The 15,440-nt window shown below is 69.5% G+C and carries 13 protein-coding genes and 2 pseudogenes; 9 read left to right on the top strand and 6 right to left on the bottom strand.

Going from position 1 to position 15,440, the window contains the following annotated elements:
- Window positions 1-23: 23 nt before the first annotated feature.
- The 5 genes from ABZY12_RS17040 to ABZY12_RS17020 all read left to right on the top strand — a co-directional run bounded on the left by ABZY12_RS17040 (window position 24) and on the right by ABZY12_RS17020 (window position 5,408).
- Complete coding sequence (locus ABZY12_RS17040) at window positions 24-2,237, top strand: amidase domain-containing protein (RefSeq protein ID WP_356891065.1); 2,214 nt, start codon at window positions 24-26, stop codon at window positions 2,235-2,237.
- Window positions 2,238-2,239: 2 nt separating this feature from the next.
- Window positions 2,240-2,791 carry a hypothetical protein gene (locus ABZY12_RS17035; RefSeq protein WP_356890941.1) on the top strand — a complete coding sequence of 184 codons (552 nt, stop codon included), beginning with the start codon at window positions 2,240-2,242 and terminating at the stop codon, window positions 2,789-2,791.
- 436 nt (window positions 2,792-3,227) lie between these two features.
- On the top strand, window positions 3,228-3,968 hold the full coding sequence (locus tag ABZY12_RS17030; protein ID WP_356890939.1) for an SDR family oxidoreductase: 741 nt from the start codon (window positions 3,228-3,230) through the stop codon (window positions 3,966-3,968).
- A 297-nt stretch (window positions 3,969-4,265) separates the two neighbouring features.
- Window positions 4,266-5,135: a hypothetical protein gene (locus ABZY12_RS17025; RefSeq protein WP_356890937.1), complete on the top strand. Its 870-nt coding sequence runs from the start codon at window positions 4,266-4,268 to the stop codon at window positions 5,133-5,135.
- A 15-nt stretch (window positions 5,136-5,150) separates the two neighbouring features.
- Window positions 5,151-5,408, top strand: coding sequence for a hypothetical protein (locus ABZY12_RS17020; protein WP_356890935.1), 258 nt, complete (start codon window positions 5,151-5,153; stop codon window positions 5,406-5,408).
- Here the strand turns inward: ABZY12_RS17020 and ABZY12_RS17015 are convergent.
- From ABZY12_RS17015 to ABZY12_RS17005, 3 genes and pseudogenes are all read right to left on the bottom strand, one after another.
- A pseudogene (locus tag ABZY12_RS17015) lies at window positions 5,391-5,576 on the bottom strand (IS630 family transposase); the annotation flags it as partial. The gene ABZY12_RS17020 and the pseudogene ABZY12_RS17015 overlap by 18 nt on opposite strands.
- A 164-nt stretch (window positions 5,577-5,740) precedes the next feature.
- Complete coding sequence (locus ABZY12_RS17010; RefSeq protein WP_356890933.1) at window positions 5,741-8,086, bottom strand: hypothetical protein; 2,346 nt, start codon at window positions 8,084-8,086, stop codon at window positions 5,741-5,743.
- Between the two features lie 80 nt (window positions 8,087-8,166).
- Window positions 8,167-8,595, bottom strand: coding sequence for a hypothetical protein (locus ABZY12_RS17005; protein ID WP_356890931.1), 429 nt, complete (start codon window positions 8,593-8,595; stop codon window positions 8,167-8,169).
- A gap of 873 nt (window positions 8,596-9,468) precedes the next feature.
- On the opposite strand from ABZY12_RS17005, the gene ABZY12_RS17000 reads away from it, so the two are divergent.
- The 4 genes from ABZY12_RS17000 (at window position 9,469) to ABZY12_RS16985 (ending at window position 12,534) form a co-directional block, all read left to right on the top strand.
- Complete coding sequence (locus ABZY12_RS17000; protein WP_356890929.1) at window positions 9,469-10,053, top strand: hypothetical protein; 585 nt, start codon at window positions 9,469-9,471, stop codon at window positions 10,051-10,053.
- 487 nt (window positions 10,054-10,540) lie between these two features.
- Window positions 10,541-11,296 carry a hypothetical protein gene (locus tag ABZY12_RS16995; RefSeq protein WP_356890927.1) on the top strand — a complete coding sequence of 252 codons (756 nt, stop codon included), beginning with the start codon at window positions 10,541-10,543 and terminating at the stop codon, window positions 11,294-11,296.
- A gap of 137 nt (window positions 11,297-11,433) precedes the next feature.
- Complete coding sequence (locus ABZY12_RS16990) at window positions 11,434-11,745, top strand: hypothetical protein (RefSeq protein ID WP_356890925.1); 312 nt, start codon at window positions 11,434-11,436, stop codon at window positions 11,743-11,745.
- A 75-nt stretch (window positions 11,746-11,820) separates the two neighbouring features.
- The gene (locus ABZY12_RS16985) at window positions 11,821-12,534 is read left to right on the top strand and encodes an alpha/beta hydrolase (RefSeq protein ID WP_356890923.1); all 714 of its coding nucleotides are present in this window, start codon (window positions 11,821-11,823) and stop codon (window positions 12,532-12,534) included.
- A 51-nt stretch (window positions 12,535-12,585) separates the two neighbouring features.
- On the opposite strand, the pseudogene ABZY12_RS16980 reads toward ABZY12_RS16985, so the two are convergent.
- The 3 genes and pseudogenes from ABZY12_RS16980 to ABZY12_RS16970 form a co-directional block, all read right to left on the bottom strand.
- Window positions 12,586-13,457: pseudogene (locus ABZY12_RS16980) on the bottom strand (IS5 family transposase).
- Between the two features lie 57 nt (window positions 13,458-13,514).
- On the bottom strand, window positions 13,515-14,972 hold the full coding sequence (locus ABZY12_RS16975; protein WP_356890921.1) for an NF041680 family putative transposase: 1,458 nt from the start codon (window positions 14,970-14,972) through the stop codon (window positions 13,515-13,517).
- A gap of 128 nt (window positions 14,973-15,100) precedes the next feature.
- The gene (locus ABZY12_RS16970; protein WP_356890919.1) at window positions 15,101-15,334 is read right to left on the bottom strand and encodes a hypothetical protein; all 234 of its coding nucleotides are present in this window, start codon (window positions 15,332-15,334) and stop codon (window positions 15,101-15,103) included.
- Between the last annotated feature and the right edge of the window lie 106 nt (window positions 15,335-15,440).

Raw genomic sequence — 15,440 nt, 5'->3', positions numbered from 1 at the left:
GCCGGCCGGGTGGGCTGCCCGACATGCCGCAGGCCCTGGAGGCGGGCGCGACGCGGACCCTCACCCCGCTGCTGTCCGGTGTGGTCTCCAGCCCCGGACAGGGGCGGGTGCGCGCCGAGTTCGAGCTGCGTGACGCCGACGGCAAGCCGCTGACGGGCGTGAAGATGCCCGAGGCGTGGGTGGACAGCGGCCTGCGCGCCGCCGCCCGCGTCCCCGAGGGGGCCCTGAAGGACGGGACGACCTACCTCTGGGCGATGCGCGCCTGCACCGACACCGGGTGTTCGGCCTGGTCGTACGAGCAGGAGTTCACCGCCGACGCCGGAACCGCGCCCAAAGCGCCCGAGACCTCGTCCGTCGTCCTCAGCGGCGCCTCCCTGGACGACGCCACCGTCGCCGTCGGAACCGAGGCCTGCGCCTCGGGCGGTTGCGCGGCCGTGAAGGACACCCTGCTGACGCTCGGCGGCGGCTCCGGCGCCGAGCGGGTCGTCTGGCTCAAGCCGGACCTGACCAAGGTGCCCGCGGGCGCCCGCGTCACCCGCGCCCGGCTCGTCCTGTCCCCCGCCGAGTGCGGCGGCGCTGTCGCCTGCGCGCAGCGCCCGGTCGAGACGTACCAGCTCTTCGAGCCCTGGGCCGCTCCGCAGACCGGCACCGGCCTGCTCGGCGTCCTGGACGACGCACCCTTCGCGGACGCGGCGCTCCCCGACGCGCAGGACCTCGCCCCGCTCGTGCAGTCCTGGCTGGAACAGGGCTCGTCCGAGGGCATCGCCCTGAGGCTGCCGGCCGCGCAGCGCGACGCGGCCGTCTCGTACCACTCGAGCCGTACGCCGAAGGCCGCAGATCGGCCCCAGTTGGTGATCGACTACGTGACGCCGACCGCGCCCGGCGCCCCGCAGGACGTGCGGGCGACCTCGGGAGAGGGCGGGCTGCTGGCGACGTGGAACGCACCGCAGGACCTGGGGTCGGCGACCGACGGCCCCGAGTACACCGTGGTCGTGAAGAAGGACGACGGCAGCGAGGCCGCGAAGCTCACCAGCCGTACCCCGCACGTCGTGGTGAACGGGCTGGCGAACGGCACCACCTACCGCGTCGCCGTGTCCGCGCGCACCGCCCACGGCACGAGCCCGGTGGCCACCTCCGAGCCCACCACCACCGCGGCGGTACCGGGCGGCGCGGCCGTCTACCGTGACATCGTGCAGCAGTACACGGACGCCCGCGGAGCCCTGCTGCGGGGCGCCCACCCGACCGCCGCGGCCGCCCTGGCCGCAAGCGCGCGAGGGGCGTCGTTCCAGGACCTGTTGGGCGCCCAGGCCCCCGACCTGATCGCGTCGCGCGAGGCGCTGGCCCGGCACGACAGCCGCTACACGCAGACGGCCGCCACGCTGTCGGACGTGCTGGTCGGCACCGACGAGAACGGCACGGTGTTCCTGCGTGCGGTCGTCGAGGAGAAGGCCGTACTGACCCGGGGCTCCACCCCCGAGCCGGAGGAGGGCACGCGCGAGCAGCGGTTCACCTTCAGCACGAACAGCGGTGCGCCGATCCTCCACCTGGAGGCCGACGCCCCCGCGGCGGAGACGGTTCTGTCGGCGTCGGCGTCCATGTCGGCGGAGAACGGCCTGGAGGTCGCCGAGGAGGTCCAGGGCCCGATCAGCGAGGTCCCCGACGAGCCGATCGAACTCGACGCGGACGGCTTCCCGGTCGAGACGGCCCCCGCGGGGGCGATGCCCGCGTCCGCCACGCGTATCAAGCGCGCGGCGGTCAACGGTTCCGGCACGGCCAACTGGGCCTCGCGCAACCTCGGCATCAAGTGGGAGTACGGCCAGGACTGCACGAACTTCGTGTCCAAAGCCCTGTACTACGGCGGCGGCATGAAGAGCCGCGGCGGCGGCCGGAAGCACGATCGTGCCTGGTGGCAGCAGTACTACCTGTTCGGCACGGTGAAGAACAAGAGCTACACCTGGGCCGGCGCCGAGAACTTCCGCCGACACATGATCGGCTACCGCGGCGCCCAGTACGTCAAGGCGCACACGGCCAGGGCTGGTGACATCGTGCTGTTCAAGTGGAAGAAGGAGCGGGTGTACAACCACGTCGCCGTCGTCTCCGGCAACCGGCACGGGGTCCAGCTGCTCCAGCACGGAGGCGTGGGCCGGACCAGCCTCGCCGCTGCCATCAACCGGTACCGCCACAAGGCCAACTACATCGAGCGGGTCATCATCCTCCGCCCGAAGTCGAGGAACTGAGCATGCCGCTGAAGAGAACCAAGCTCCCCAAGCGGGCCACGGCCGGCGCCGGCACCGCGCTCACCGCACTCGCCGTACTCGCCGGAGGGGCCCTGACGGCCTGCTCGCCGGACTCGGAAGAGTCGCTCTCGTACAGCAGCGACTACGCCGCCCATGAGCCGCTGCGGGTCGTGGGCTACCCCTCCCGGGGCAGCCTCGAAGTGGTGCAGAAGGCCGTGTGGCGGCTCGCCGACGGTGACGCCGAAGCGCTGGCGGCCCTCGCCGCGGAGAAGGGCGACGCCGCGGAGCCGACGGCACGCAACTGGGTCAAGGCATTCGGCGCAGCGGCCAAGGGCGAGGTGACGGCCGACTTCTACGACGAAGGCTCCACCCGGCAGGTCGTGGTGCTGTACTTCGCCACCAGCGGCCAGGTCAAGGAGATCGAGGCGCGCGTCGGCGAGGACGACGCCTGGGCCGTCACGATGAACGAACCCGACCCGTCCGAAGCCTCGGCCAAGCCCACCTGGGCCCCGCCGAAGCCCGGCGGCACGGGCTCCCGCTCGTCCACCCGATAACCGCACACCGCCTCACGACACCGCGCCCCCGGCTCCACGGCCGGGGGCGCGGTCCGGCTTCCGGCCTCGCGGCACACGGCGGCCCGATCGCGTCGGCAACGCCGAAGAAGGCGGCCCCACTCGCCCCGCGCCGGCAGCCTGACCCCGCTGCTGTTGCTCGACGCCCAGTTCTCCGGCGGCAGCGCCCACTTCTACGGCACGATGTTCTGCGGCACCAGGGTGGTGTTCGATGGGGCAGATTTCTGCCGCGTCGGGTCCGACCGTGCCACCCTGTTCGAAGTTGCGGGTCCAGGTGTCCCTGCTCCCGCCGAGGGACCGAAGGGACTGGGAGGCGATCCGCTTGCCGGCCAACCGGCTTGATCAGCCGAACAGGGTTCCTGTTCAGGTGATCCCTCGTGGTCCCGGCGCAACGGCCACCGTGGCAGGATCCACGGGCATGAGGAATGAACAAGCGGATCGCCCTGTCGCCCTGGTCAGCGGGTCCACGTCGGGCATCGGGGAGGCCGTCGCGCGGAGGCTGGCGATGGAGGGGATGCGGGTCGTCGTGCACTCGCGACGCAGTGCGGAGGCCGGGGAGGCACTGGCGGCTGAGCTCGGTGGGACGTACGTCCAGGCGGACTTGGCGGTGGAGGAGGAGGCCCGGGGGCTGGTCGAGACGGCGCTCGGCCGGTATGGGCGGCTGGACGTGCTGGTGAACAACGCCGGCATCAGCTGGCCGATCCCGCACGACGACCTCGCCGCGGCGACCCCCGCCGACTGGCGGCAATTGCTGGAGGTCAACCTCATCGCGCCATGGGTCCTGTGCACGGCAGCGCTGCCGGCACTGCGCAAATCTCCCGCGGGCGGCAACATCGTGAACATCACCAGTCACGCCGGAGTGCGCCCCAAGGGCTCTTCGGTGCCGTACGCGGCGAGCAAGGCCGCGCTCAATCACGTGACCCGGCTGCTCGCGGCCGCGCTCGGGCCCGAGGTGCGGGTCAACGCGGTCGCGCCGGGGCTGGTGGACACGCCGATGACGAAGGACTGGGCACAGGCGCACGAGTTGTGGCGGGAGCGCGCGCCCATGCGCCGTCCGGCCCAGCCCGCCGACGTGGCCGACCTGGTGGCGTCGCTGATCGCCGGCACGTATCTCACCGGCGAAGTGATCGTGCTCGACGGCGGGCTGAATCTGACCTGAAGCAGTCCGCTCGCAGCGCTCCGACACGACGGAGGCGGAGTGACAGATCGTCCGGCCGTTTCTGCCGGTGCCTGAGTAGCTTCAGGGGCGGGGCGGGCGGCCTGAAGGCTACTGCCACCGCGTATGCTCGACGCGGGGTCCGTTATGTGGTCGACAACGGCGTCAGGTGCGCCAACCTCCCCGCCGGCTTCCCGCCGCACCGTCGGGTGCACGCGTTCGCCTGCCGCTGGCAGATCAAGGCCTGCTCGCCGAACTCCACGACCGGCTGCGCGACAAGGCCCGCGAGAAGAAGGCCCCATGGTGGACCCGACAGCCGCGATCGTGGACTCTCAGTCGGCGTGGGCCACGGCGAGCATCCCCCTGCCGGGACGCCATGTGGCGGCCGACGGCTCCGAGGACACCGTACGCCGCATCCCGGCTGACAGGCTGCTGCGGGAGGCGACGTCGGCCGGCACGCACGAGGCGGACGACGTGGACGAGGCGTACGGCGCCGGCATCGGAGAAGGCGGCGTGGAGGGCACGGGCGGCATCGGAGAGGGCGCGGCGCGCGAGGGCCGCTCCGTCACCGAGCTCCTCGACCGGCTCGTCGCCGCGCGGCTCGTCACCCTCGACCAGAACACCGCCCAGATCTCCCACGAGGCCCTGCTGCACGCTTGGCCGCTCCTGCGACGCTCGATCGACGAGGACCGTGCCGAACTGGTGCTCCGTCAGCAGATGGCCGACGACGCCGACACGTGGGCGGCCGCCGGCCGCGGTACGGCCTTCCTCTACCAGGGCACCCGTCTCCACCCCGCCGACGAACTGTTCCAAGAGGATCGGCTGCCGCGCGCCCGCGACGCCGAGTTCATGGGAAGGGAGTGCGGGCGGCCAGCGCCGAACGGGCCCGCGAGGCGCGCCGGACGCGCCGTCTATCCCGAACGGACGGGAACGTGTGGTGTGTCTGGTCGCCGACCGACGGCTGGCACTGCGAGATCGCTGACGGCCCCGTCACTGCCCATCCCCTCAACAGCCACGCTGACGAACCTGAACCTCCGGCCACTGTATGGCGCAGCTTCGAGAACGACCGCTCCTACCTCTACGACCTGCGGACCCTCGACCTCAAAGCATGATTCGCCGGACGGTGCCCAGTGCTGTGACCGGAAAGGTTCAGTGGGTCTGATCATGTGATGGCAGGATCGGCTCGTGGATCTTTCCGAGGGCCTGGCTGGATGGACCGATTGGGACGGTGCCGCCTTCGTGGTGGGCCGCTCGTTGGGGATCTTTGAGGAGTCTGTGACGTTCACGCAGGTCAAGGCGGTCTTCTGGACGGACAACCCGTTGGGGAATGCCCTCCATGAGGTGCTTCTTCAGCTGGTCGCCGCGGGAGTGCTGGAGCGGCGTGACGAACCGGACGAGCAGTTCCTGTGGTCGGGGGCGATGACGTCAGGCCGCCGCTGGTAGCGGTCTGCCGCCCCGGCGGACACCTCGTTCGCTGCGGATGCGTGCGCATTCGCGGCGTTGGGCGGTCAGGACGTCAGGGTGGCGGGCGTTGTTGTCGGCGCCGGCGCAGGTAGCGTGCGGGGCCCGGGTCTGGACGGTGTCGTTCGGATGGTGGGAGTTGGCCAGGGTGCTCGTACTGCCCGCCGCACGATGTGCTGGAGCTTCTGCCCCTCCTGCTCCGTCAGCCTGCGGACCTTGACCGGCGGTGCCATCCGGCCTCCCTCGCTGGTTGGAAGCGACATCGCTTCCAACCAGCACAACGAGGAACCCGGTGAACCTATGCGGTCACAGCACTAGGAGCCGTCACCGGCCGGCGTGGGCGAGGGGGTGGGGGTCTGCGGGCCGTAGCCCACCCTGTTCTCACGGGTGGAGCCGGTGAGGTATCCCCCGTCACGGGCCACCACGAGGAGCTGTTCGAGCACCCGGTCGTCGTCGGCGCCGCTGCGCAGCCCGTGGTGGTCGATGAAGTACCTAGTGGGCTGCGTCATCATGTTCTCGCCCCTCCGGTAGATCTCCCTGCGCAGCTCTTCGGCTGTCTTCTCCCCCTCGTCCTGGAGCGCCTTCAGCTCTGCCTCGGCGAGGTCGCCGAGGATGTGTCCGGACAACGCCTCGAGGGTTCCGCTGCCGACCTCGACGGCGAGCGGAACGACGACCCCCCCGCCGGGGATGAGGGAGGCGCCGGCGCCGATGACCGCCGACGTGCCGGTGCCGATCATGTTGTAGCGCTGTTCCACCGCCTTCTGATACTCCTCCTGCTTCGCCTGCTGGCCCGCCAGCTCCTGGTCCGCGCGGGACTGGTCCAGAATGCCGTGCACCTCGGCGCCGACTCGAGCCGCTTCCATCGCCCCCGCGTGGTCGATCGAGCCGTCCGGACGGACCTGGCTCTCGAGCACGGAGGTCGTGTACGCCATCTCGGCGGCGGAGAGCGTGGCGTACGCGTCCGGGTACTGCCCGAGCGCGCTGAGGAGCCGGGCGGTCTCCTGTCCGTCGAAGGTCGCGTGTCCGGTGCTGCCCGGCTTCGGGGCGAAAGGACCGCCCTTGTCGTTCCCGTCGAGGCTGTTGTTGATGTCGTCGATGTAGCCGGCTCCCATCCGGCCCACACTGTCGGAGAGCGCCTGCTGGTCACTGAGAAGAGTCGGGTCGCCGCCGTACTTGGAGACCACCTCCTTCATGATCGCGGCGGATGTGTCGTCGCGCTCCAGCGTGGGTGCCGGGTCGTCCCAGGCATGTCCCAGGGTCGCCGCCTCCAGGGCGTGACCGAGGGCGTCGGGCATGTACTGCTTCGCCCGCTGGAGATCGGCGGGGTCGCCGCTGCGGGAGTCGGGGACCACCTCGTACTGCTCGTTGCCGAAGTAGTCGAGGTAGTTGGTGATCGGCGTGCCGTCCTTGGCCTTGCCCAGGTCGGCGGCACCGGACTTCGGCGTACCGTCGTGGTCGTAGGCCTGGGGGGTGCGGTCGGGGTCGAAGAACTCCTTCGCGGCCTCCGGGCTGTGGCCGAGCGCTTCCAGGAAGCCGACCGCCGGGTCGTAGCCGGAGCCGTTGACACCCGACGGGTTGAAGGGGTTGCGCAGGCGATTGGCGGAACTGGCGAAGAGGTTCGGATCCTTCGCGTGGACCTGCGCGGCGTGTTCGGCGACGGGCACCAGGAATCGCTTGTCGTACTGGCCGGACCGCATGATCCCACCGAGCAACTGGTAGCCGAAGGGCGCGTTGGTGTCGCCCGCGAACACCGGGATCCGTTCGGTCCCGAGTCGGCGCAGGTCCTGGCCGAACTTGTCGGGCAGGTGGCGGGGGTGGTCGGGGTCGGTGGCCGTGGCCAGGGTCAGCCCCAGATTCCGCTGCAGCTCTTGCACGTCGGCAAGGCGCTGAGAGTCGGTCTTCCCCCAGTTCTCCGTGTCGGTGGACATCGTCCCGAAGAACTCGAGGGTGCCCTTGGGGCCCAGCTTCTCGTGGAAGGTGGTGGTGAACTCGGGGTTCTTGGCGTTGTCCGCCAGCAGATCGTTGAGCTCCACCAACTCGTCGTGGGTGAGTTTGCGTCCCTTGCGGGCGAGGCCGGCGGCATGGTCGGCCTGCTCGGATTTCATACTGGTGTACTTCGGGGCGCTGAAGTCACGACCGTCGCCGACGTTCGCGCGGAGCATGCGGGAGAGCGACCGGTCGGCGTCGTCGCACGCGTCGACAAGTTCTTCGATCCTGCGCTGCCACTCGCCCAGGTGCTGTTGCACCGTCCTCTGGTACTCGGGGTTCTGTGCCGCGTAAGCGGCCTGGGCCTCGTCCATCGGCTTGGCGGTCACTTTTCCTCGCGCGTCGACGAGGAAACCGGCGGCCGGGGCGTCCTCCACGGTCTGCCTCAGCTGTGTCCTGATCCGCTTGAACGTGGCGTGCCCCTCGGTCAAGGCCCGGTAGATGCCCTTGGCCTGTTTGGCCGCGTCGTCGAACTCCTTCACCGTCTTGTCGACGAACTCTCTGGTCACGTCGGCCTCGACGCCGCACCAGTTGGCCTGGGCCGCCTTGGCCTTCATCCCGTTACGTGCGGATTCCGCCAGCTCCTCCAGCTTCTTGGCCATCGCGCCCCAGTCCTGGGCGGCGGTCCCCAACTTCTCCAGCGGTGCGTCCATCACTTTCTCGAAGGTCAGCACGTATTCCCCCTCCTTCCGGTCCCGCTCCCGCTGCCCAACCGGTCCGATCCGGTCCGATCTGGTTCCGTGCGGCCCGGTGTCTACTTGAGGTACTGATGGATCTCCGACGCGCGAAATGTGGCGATCAGTCGCTCCTCCTCGCGCACCCACGTCTTCGCGCTGTAGTCGAGGTGGTTGGAGATGTTGGCGCAGGCCGCGACGAGCAGCTGCACCTGAGCGTCCCATTTGTCGTGCACCGTACGCAGCGCGGCGCCGCTCGCGAAGCTCCCCTTGGCCAGGTCGGCGGCGGCGCCGGACGTGGCCGCCTTGGCATGGGTTCCGTCGGCGCGAAGATGGTTGTGCAGCTTGAACGCCTCGCTGCCGATCCGGCCGATGTGGTCGTCGTCCACCTTCAGATGGGGCTTCCCGCCCGCGCCTCCACCGGGGTCGGTGGGGGCTTGGTTGAGCCGCATGGCCGCGTTCTCGCCGGCGGCGGCTCGCGCGGCGGCCCACTCCTCGTCGAAGGACATCCGCTTCCCCGTTCTCGTACGAATCGGCTCGGCCGAATCGGCTCGGCTCGGACTCTGTGGCTGCCGCTGACCGCCGCCGTACGACCGGAGTCGGAGGCAGGCGAGGATGACCGTGGTTCGGCAGTGGACGACGCGTTTGTCGTGGCGCGTGGCCAGGGCGTCGAAGTGATCCAGACGTCGCCTAATGTCCCCGCGGATGCCGAAGGACGCCAGAAGCCGCGTCTGTCCGGGACATGTCCGGGACAGACGACGAGCGGCGGTCGCGCGGTCTCGGCGGCGCCCACTGCCACCTCGTCGAGGTGGGACCGTCTTGAACATCTGCCGCGTCAAGTCGGTGGTCCGGGCGTCTGCTTCTTCCTGAGCGGCAGCTTCCGGTGCGACGGTCCCGTCGGTGCGACGTCGAGCCTTCCGGCGTGCCCACCATAGAGTGAATCATCGCGCCCTTCGCGGCCCGGCAGGCTGCGGTCATCGGCGGCTGACCACGTACTCCAGCCCTGCTCGTTGTCGCTTGAGGACGCACAGCCCCTGTGACGAGGGCGGGACTGATGGCACGATAGCCGGACAAGCCGGTCGACGGTCGGTTCCACCTCTCCAGGGGCACCTATGAACATCTCGCGCCCGTTTCGACTCTTCGCCGCGGCAACCGTGCTGGCCCTGTCGCTCACTGCGTGCGGTGGTTCCGGCGGGTCCCCGAGCGCATCGGGATCGACGCCCGCCGCGCCGGGGACGCCCGCGCCCTTGCCCTCGCGCACGTCGTCCACGCCCACGCCCATGACACCCTCGGCGGCCACGCCATCGGCCACCAAGGTCCCGGCCACACCCACGCCGACTTCCGAGGGCACACCACCTCTGGGCTCCTGGAGCCTTCAGCCGGTGTGGCCGTTCGCGACGCTCGCCCAGGCTCAGGAGTGGGAGCGTGCCTACCGCTCCAGCGGCCACCAGCCCTGGCACCGTGACCCCGAGCAGACCGCGCTGGCCTTCACCCGTGGCTACCTGGGCTTCAAGGAGATCGACCGGGTCTCCCAGCGCAAGGTCAGCGGTCGGCACGCTCGCATCGGCGTCGCACCGACGGGACACGAGGGCGGCACCGCAGCGGTGATCCACCTCGTACGGTTCGGGTCCGGCCCGGATGCCCCGTGGGAGGTCGTCGGCACGGACGACACGACGTTCTCCCTGACCACGCCTGCGTACGGGTCGCTCGTGCGTTCCCCCCTGACGGTCGGCGGGAGGATCTCCGGAGTGGACGAGAGCATCCGTGTGGAGGTACGCCAACTCTCCTCCAAGGCGCCGCTGGGCACCTCCGCATGTTGCATTTCCGCGGGCGGCGACGACCAGCCCTGGAGCGCGAGGGTCTCCTTCTCCAGGGCCAGCGACCGCGTACTCACGATTGTCGCCTCCACGGGTGGTCACGTCGCCGACGTCGAACGCTTCACCATCACGGCGGTACGCGCCGGATGACCGCATGACGGATCCACACCACCCTCGTTGAATCACGACTCGCTTCGATCAGTCGCGAGGCCACCGGAACGCCTGCCTCGACGAGCGTCACCTGCATGGACTCGGGTATCCGAACACCCGGGCACAACCTCCGGATCAGCTCACGTGACATGGCCGGGCCAGCCCGTCACCTGGCCACCTGGTCGCCTGGTCGCCTGGTCGCCTGGTCATACGACACCATCGAAGGATCCTCTTCGGTCGGTTGCGGCGCTTCCCCTGTCGCGCCCGACCGCCCCCACCTTCAGCCCGGGCTGACGTCACGGAACAGCCCGGTGGGGATGTGTCAGAGCCGCCGCATAGAGTCCTGGCGAGGCAGGCCGGCACCGGTGACCACCAGCGCCGGAGTAGCAGTCTCCCTGGTCCGCACCCACCCCGGGTTCCCGCCGCCCCACCTCGTACTCTCATCGCGCCACCCCTGCTTCCTCGGAATTGTTCGGAGCCGCTCGACATGCCTGCCGCCGCCACCTCCCGCATCCGCCGCGCGGCGGCCGCCGTCGCACTCTCCAGCACCCTCACACTGGGCACCGCGGCTTGTGTGCCGTCCTCCGGTGACCACAAGGCCCAGACAACGGACCCGTTCGAGGACATGACCGGATCGAAGATCGCCGAGAAGGCCTTCGCCGCAACGAGGAAGGCGGGCTCCGCGACCCTCAGCCGCGGCCCGGGAGGTGAGCTGGCCAACGCCCGCCTTGCGGCGGACACCAGCGGAAAGTGCACCGGCACCATGACGTTCAAGCCGGCCGGCACCGTGGAACTCGTCATACCCGAAGCCGAGACCGGCTACCTCCGCTTCGACGAGGCGTACCTGCGGGCCGGAGCCTCCTCCACCGCGGAAGCGGACACCGCGGTCAAGGAAAACCTGAACCTGTGGACGGAAGCCGCGGTGACGGACCCGGATTTCGGGCCGTGGCTCGGACTGTGCGACCTGAACGGCCTCCTCAACAACTACGAAATGGGCGCCTTCCTCTCCACCAAGGGTGCACAGACCACCGTCGGCGGCAGGAAGGCAGTCACCCTCACCCGGGACACCGGGACGCAGAAGTTCACCTACTACGTGGCCACCGACGGCGAGCCCTACCTCCTGCGAATAACCGAGGAGGGCGGGGACGCCCCCGGCACCGTCACACTCTCCGACTTCGGCCGGAAGATCGAAGCGCAGACCCCGCCCGAGGCGTACATCAAGACGGCAACCGACGCCGAATGAGCTCGCGCACCGGCCGCGTCACTCCAAGTGAACTAAACTACCCACGACGGGCGTTGATCCACGGCGACCGTGCCTGTGATGCCGCTGGCAGCCGGGAGGAACGGCGAGTGGGTTACCTGGACGACGTGGAACCGGGCGTGAGGACTCTCCTTCGGAACCGCAGGCTCTTTCTCCGCGAGAGGGGACGCGCGCCGGCCGACTCACCTGACGAGGTCGTCATCCTCGTGTGCTGGAGCGACGGCGTCGATGACAGCGGACTTCCCGTCGGCCACGTGGTGCGGACCCGCCATCGCCGCCGCGGCCTGCTGGGGGGCACGGTCGAGTTCTGGACGGCCCACGCCCGGACGGACCCCCGATCCTCCGCGGCCCCCGAGGTCGCCACCCAGCTCCCTGACATCAACGAAGCCCTCCGGGCGGTCCTCCTCCATCTCCTCCCCCGCTACTCGTGAACCAGGGTGGCTACTAGGGCGTGTATCGAAAGTATTTCCTAGGAGATCGTCAGGCTGCCCGGCTACGGTGCGGGCATGGTGAATTTCGTGCTGGTTGCAGGTGCACGGCTCGGGGCGTGGGCGTGGGGCGAGGTGGTGCCGTATCTGCGCGCGGCTGGCCACGGCGTCTATCCGTTGACGCTGTCCGGTCTTGCTGACAAGCAGGGTGTACCGGCGGGGCAAGCGACTCACGTCCAGGACATCGTTGCCGAGGTAGAACGCCAGGGTCTGCGTGACGTAGTCCTGGTGGGTCACAGCTACTCGGGCATCCCAGTAGGTCAGGCCGCGGAGCGGATCGGTGACCGACTGGCCCGCGTAGTATTCGTCGACTCAAGTGTTCCAACTGACGGCGAGTCGTTTGTCTCCGCCTGGCCGGACGGCGGGGCGGCAGTGGAGGCATCGATCGCCGAGAGCGGAGGGTTTTGGCCGCTCGCGCCAGCTGCTCATTACGACGGCGAGGGTCTCACCGATGAGCAGATCGCACGCCTCGTGCGTGGCTCGACGCCTCACCCAGGTGCCACACTGACCGAGCCCGCTGTGCTGTCGGGGCCGCTCGGTGAACTTCCGGCGACATACATCCTGTGCGTGATGCCAGGGACCGAGCCTGACAACGCCGAGCCCGACGAAGATGTGGCTGAGCTGCTGAACAGCAAGCGCTGGCGGCTGGTCAAGATGGACACCGGCCATTGGCCGATGTTTTCCCAGCCGCGCGAGCTGGCGCAGATTCTCCTCAATGCTGCCGTGGAGTGAGAGCACCTCCATGCCTGCGGGCTGGTTTTGGACGCGCTTGATGTGTGCTGGTCACAGCCATTCGCCGATGGCCGCTATGAGGACGGTCGCCTCATAGCGGACCGCTAGCTTGTCGTATCGCGTGGCGGCGGCGCGGTACCTCTTGAGGCGGTTGATCCCACACTCGACCGCGTGGCGCTCACGGTAGTCGACCGGGTCGAACTTTGGCGGCCGGCCGCCGCGAGAGCCGCGCTGTTTGCGGTGGCGCGCCTGGTCGACCTTGTCCGGGATGGTGCAGCGGATCCCTCGGCGACGCAGGTAAGCGCGGTTCTTGCGGGAGGCGTACGCCTTATCAGCACGCACCCGATCGGGGCGGACGCGCGGCCGGCCCGGCCCGATGCGGGGCACGCGGACCTTCCTCAGCACGGGTTCGAACTGCGGCGAGTCGCCGCGCTGCCCGGCCGTTACCACGATCGACATGGGCTTCTGGCCCTGCTCGACGGTCAGGTGCACCTTGGTGGTGAACCCGCCACGAGAGCGTCCCAGTCCATGATCACGGGGTTCGGTGAAGACACCACCCGGCGGTTCCTTCTGAAGGTCACCCTGCTTCCGGGCTCCAGCCGCGTGCTGATGGGCGCGGCACACCGTGGAATCGACGCTCAGATCCCACACGATCGCACCCTTCGCATCGGCCAGGGACTGGAGCCGACTGAAGACCCGGTGCCAGGTGCCGTTTCGCTGCCATCGGCGGAACAAGTCGTAAATCCTGCCCCACGGGCCGTACTCGACGGGCACGTCCCGCCACGGAACGCCCGTTCGGACCCGGAACCGTATGCCGTCGATCAACTGCCGCCGGGGCCAGACATGCGGCCGCCCCGCCTTCGTCCCCATCGGCAACAACGGCTCCAACACTACTGTTCATCAGTGAAATCACCCCGCCCCATGAATGAAGATCATTCATGGGGCAAGATCCACTTTCGATACAGGCCCTAGCTTGATCTTTAACCTGTGCGGCGGGGTCGTGGGGTGGGTGACTTCGCCTTCCTGGACGATGCAGTGCCCGTTCTGCGGGGTGTGTGGACGTCGTGGCGTGGGGTGGGTCGGGTGTTCTTTCGGCCGGGTGGTCGTCCGGGGCCGGGGCGGGTGAGTTTCGGTGCTCTCGCCGGGCAGGCGACCTTGGAGCGGATGTGCCGGAAGTCGCGGCGGACGCGTGCTGGGGTGAGCCTGTCCGCGGGAAGGGGCCTCTCCCATGGGCGGTGCCGGTCGGCTGCGAGTGGTCGGGCGAGGCGGAGTTGGGTGTAGGCGGCGAGGATCAGCCAGGTCCAGCGGTCCGCTGCCTCAGGGGTGCGGATCTTCGGGCAGGTCCAGCCGAGAGTCTGCTTGAACAGGCGGAAGGTGTGCTCGATGTCGAAGCGACGCAGGTATGCCTGCCAGAGCCGGTCGGTGTCGACGGCGTCTGCCTCGGTGCCGGACCACCACAGCCAGACCGGCTTCGGGGTGGCTCCGCTGGGCAGGTGCTCGATGTCCAGGCGGATCATGGTCCCCTCGACGATCGGAAGGGTGCCGTCGGCCGCGGCCCAGGACGAACGGTGGATGAGCTTGGGGTGGAGACGGTCCCACGAGCGTGCTCGAGCGGTGCCGTAGAGGCGTGCATTGGTGACGGTTTCGTTGTCCGGGGTGCCCCAGGTGTCGGGCTGTCCGAAGACGAACTCGCCGCCGTGCCGGGGCGGCCGGCCCCGGGTGTGAGGCTGTCGCGGCGGTGCCGGCCTGCGCAGGACGCGGTCCGACCGCATCCGGGCCAGGGCCTGAACGGGCAGGTCCCGCAGGAGGTGGGCCAGGCGGGGCGCGTCGTATCCGGCGTCCGCGATGACCAGGACGTCCGGATCACCCGCCTGCCACTGGCCTGCGGTGATCAGCCGCTCGACCAGGTCGCGCAGCTGCCGGGCGGTGACGGTGGCGGTGTCGTCCCCGGGCGCCAGACGCAGCGCGTCCAGGGGTGCGGTCCACGAGCTGCGGCCCGGCTCGAGCGCGCAGACGATCGAGTAGGGCCAGCCGGGGACCGGGATGTGCTGGTCTTTGCCCCGGCCGTAGGTGTGACACAGGATCCGCTGTGGTGAGGTGTGGGCGTCCGGCCGCAGCCAGCAGGTGACGTCGACAGCCAGGACCAGCCGGCCGTCCGCCGCCCGGGGCAGCGGCACCGAGGCCAGCGCTCGTCGCATCTGGTCCGCATCGACCCGGCCCTTTGAGACGGCGGCGTAGAGGCCTCCGTGACCGCGGCGGTGTTCGCCCACGAGCGACAGCTCGGCCAGTGACCGCACCGGCCCGTCCCCGCACAGAACCGCGTCGGCCAGCTCGAACAGGGCGTCCGAACGGGCGGTGAGACAGGCATAGAACTCGCCCCGGAAGCGTGACAGTTCCGCCAGCGGCTCCCGCCGGCCATCGTGATGTTGCAGATTCATCCCCACGGCCTTCGTGCTGGACGTGTGTGTTCCTTGGTCGGAGCACATGTTCAAACGACGGCCGCTTCCGTGTACGGCGGATACCGCACCGAGTGATCAAGTACGACGCACCGTTCGAGGAGCGGCTTCTACCGGCGGCACAGAGATCCGGGCCCGCAACGAGTGGACCAGGCACCGGCCGGCGAAAGCCGCGCTCCTTTGGCCCGCACGACGACAAGCCTGCCGTCTTCGAAAGTGATTCGATCACCAGCGGCCAGGAACAGCGGGCTCGCCAGCTCGAAGGCATACCCGTCGTCGGTTTCGAGGTCTTTGACCAGTACCAACCGCGAGGTCGGCGTGGCTCCGTCAGCTACCAGGCGCATGCCGAGATGGTCCCACGCGGCCTGACATCACCTCGACCCTATTCAGCGGCTGACCAACGGCCTAGATGTTAAAGATCAAGCTAGAGGGTGTTTTCCGGGCCTTGCC

Origin of the sequence: Streptomyces sp. NPDC006551, assembly GCF_040611675.1 — a bacterium.
Classification (GTDB): Bacteria; Actinomycetota; Actinomycetes; order Streptomycetales; family Streptomycetaceae; genus Streptomyces.
This window is presented reverse-complemented; position numbering and strand designations above follow the sequence as displayed.